The following is a 2846-nucleotide window of genomic DNA, read 5'->3' as shown; positions in this document are numbered from 1 at the left end:
CTGGCCCTCCTGTTTTTGCAGCAATGACTGCGTTACTAATTTGAGCATGACTTTACTCATAGCTCGTCAGGATGGCCAGCCTTCTCATTCTACCTCTAGCGACTCTTGGAGCGGGCGTGAGATAATCTCTTATTCTTAATACCCAATAATACAAAATGTACTTCACCAGAGACGCCCTCAAGCTCGACCCCGAGCAGGAAACCGCCCGCATTGTCGACGCCATCCGCTCCATCATGAGAAACCAGCTCAAGCGCCGGGGTCTGGTTGTGGCTATATCCGGAGGCATAGACAGCAGCGTCACCGCCGCTCTTGCGGTGAGGGCTCTGGGAGCTGGCAGAGTGTTCGGACTGGAAATGCCGGAACGCCATTCCGCGCCTGAGACCCTGACTCTGAGTAATCTGGTTGTCACGCACCTTGGCATAGATTCAGCTGTTGAGGACATCTCCCCAATTCTGGAATCCCTTGGCTTTTACCGCCGCTACGACCAGGGCGCGAGATTGGTAATTCCAGACTACGGCCCGGGATGGAAATCAAAACTGGTAAATGTCGACGTTTCAGAGGGCAGGGCCTTCAGCCTGTTTTCCCTGGTGGCCAGATCCCCTGATGGTCAGATGCATAAAGAACGCCTTCCTCTCCAGGCTTACCTGGAAATCCTGGCCGCCACCAATTTCAAACAGCGAACCCGCAAAATTCTGGAATACTACCATGCCGACCGGCTGCACTACGCTGTGGCCGGAACACCAAACCGCCTTGAATACGATCAGGGATTTTTTGTTAAACAGGGAGACGGCGCCGCGGACATCAAGCCCATTGCGCATCTGTACAAGACTCAGGTCTATCAGCTTGCTGAATATCTGGAAGTCCCGGACGAGGTCCGCAACCGTCCGCCCACCACGGACACCTATTCTCTGCCCCAGGGTCAGGATGAATTCTATTTTTCCCTGCCCCATGCCCAGATGGATTTGTGCCTTTACGGCAAAAACAATGGCATTGATCCTGCCCAGGTCGCCCGCGCCGCCGGCTTGACCAGGGAACAGGTAGATTATGTTTACCGGGATATTGATAACAAGCGCTCCACCACCAGATATCTCCACCTCAAACCCCTGCTGGTAGACGATGTCCCGGAGGTAGGCTGTTAGTTGATTTGTTGAGTAGTGATTGGAAATATTAGTTGAATAGTTGAGTAAAGCCAATACACCAATATCTCTAATCCCCCAATACACCAATATACTAATCCCCCAATACACCAATAAACCAATGAACAACTCACATCAGAAAATCAGAAACTACATCGTAGACAATTTCCTTTTCGGCGATGACCAGGGCCTGGACAATGACACATCCTTCCTGGAAAACGGCATCATCGACTCCACCGGAATCCTGGAACTGGTCGCTTTTCTGGAGCAGGAAATGAAAATCGAAATCGCTGACGAGGAACTTCTGCCCGAGAATCTGGATTCTATAAACAGGATAGTCGGCTTTATAAGCCAGAAAGCAAATTCAACTGCCCCTTTAACGGACAGCTGATCAAATCGATGAAGAATTTTATCCTCAGATCATGCTGATTGATCAAACTAACGACTTGGCAGGTCAGGTTTATTAGTGCAGATTCGTGCAGATTCGTGGGCAGTATTCTTTTCTTACTTTATCTTAAAATAGAGCCATGAACAACACCCCCTATCTCGTCAATCACTTTCTGGAACACAGCGCCCTTCGCTCTCCAGACAAGGTTGCCCTTATCTGTGACGGACAGCGCCTGACATACGCCCGGATCGAGGCCATGGCTAATAAATTGGCCAATGCACTTCGTGACAATAGCATCTGCCCAGGAGACCGGATTATCATATTTCTTCCCAACAGTGTTGAACTGGTTGTCTCCATCTTTGCCGTGCTCAAGGCCCAGGCAGTATTTGCGGTCATCAATGCCACCACCAAGCAGGACAAGCTGCTGTTTCTGGCTAGAAACTGCCGGGCAAAAGCCATGATTCTTCCGGCCAGGCAATGGCAGCTGGCAGAAAATATACAAGCCGGAGCCTCTTCTCTTAAATTTACCGTTTTCACCGGCAAGAAACCGGAACAAATGCCAAAGTCTTCAGCCAGGCACCTGTTCTTTGAAGATATCCAGGATTCTAATGAAGACACCCGCCCGCCCTGCATTCTCGCTGAACAGGACCTGGCCTGCCTCATATATACTTCAGGCAGCACCGGCGATCCCAAGGGGGTCATGTCCGGCCATGACAACGTGGTTTTTGCGGCTTCATCCATAATAACCTACCTGGAAAACAGGAACGATGATATTGTTCTGAACGTGCTGCCCCTGTCTTTTGACTATGGCCTTTATCAGCTGCTCATGACCTTCAAGTTCGGCGGCACCCTGGTTCTGGAAAAATCCTTTACCTTCCCGGCCCAGTCCCTGGGTCTCATGGCTTCGGAAAGGGTCACCGGCTTTCCCGCTGTGCCCATAATGTTCTCGATCTTATTGAACATGGATCTTTCCTCATATGACCTGAGCGGATTGCGCTACATCAGCAACACTGCGGCCGCCCTGCCTTCCGGGCATATCAGCCAGATCCGGGACAAATTTCCCGGGGTGACCCTATACTCTATGTATGGGCTCACCGAAACCAAGCGCACCCTTTATCTTCCGCCGGCTCAGCTGGACAAGCGCCCTGACTCAGTAGGCATACCCATACCCGGAACCGAGGCCTGGGTTGAAGATGAATCTGGCAAACGCCTGGGGTCAGGTCAGGTTGGAGAACTTGTAGTCCGGGGCAGACATGTCATGCGCGGCTACTGGGAAAATCCTGAAGCCACTGCCAGGCGCTTTCGGGATGGATCAGATCCCG

3 protein-coding genes are annotated in these 2846 nt (G+C 51.4%); all 3 read left to right on the top strand.

Annotated features, from left to right (window positions below; all coding sequences use genetic code 11):
* Positions 1-155: 155 nt before the first annotated feature.
* Positions 156-1139 (top strand): NAD(+) synthase, encoded by a 984-nt coding sequence (nadE, locus tag QZP87_RS07090; RefSeq protein WP_291322222.1) that lies wholly within the window; start codon positions 156-158, stop codon positions 1137-1139.
* A 118-nt stretch (positions 1140-1257) separates the two neighbouring features.
* Positions 1258-1527 carry an acyl carrier protein gene (locus tag QZP87_RS07085; RefSeq protein WP_291322221.1) on the top strand — a complete coding sequence of 90 codons (270 nt, stop codon included), beginning with the start codon at positions 1258-1260 and terminating at the stop codon, positions 1525-1527.
* Positions 1528-1663: 136 nt separating this feature from the next.
* Positions 1664-2846, top strand: a 1183-nt coding sequence (locus QZP87_RS07080) for an AMP-binding protein (protein WP_291322220.1), incomplete at its 3' end; no start/stop codon positions are given.

The sequence above is a fragment of the Desulfonatronospira sp. genome, assembly GCA_003563255.1.
In the GTDB taxonomy this organism is placed as follows: domain Bacteria; phylum Desulfobacterota; class Desulfovibrionia; order Desulfovibrionales; family Desulfonatronovibrionaceae; genus Desulfonatronospira.
The sequence above is the reverse complement of the archived record's forward strand: the minus strand, read 5'-3'. Positions and strand labels throughout refer to the sequence as shown.

Bases quoted from the DNA above. Each gene is read 5' to 3' on its own strand.
- nadE (WP_291322222.1), top strand. From the start codon at position 156: ATGTACTTCACCAGAGACGCCCTCAAGCTCGACCCCGAGCAGGAAACC.
- QZP87_RS07085 (WP_291322221.1), top strand. From the start codon at position 1,258: ATGAACAACTCACATCAGAAAATCAGAAACTACATCGTAGACAATTTC.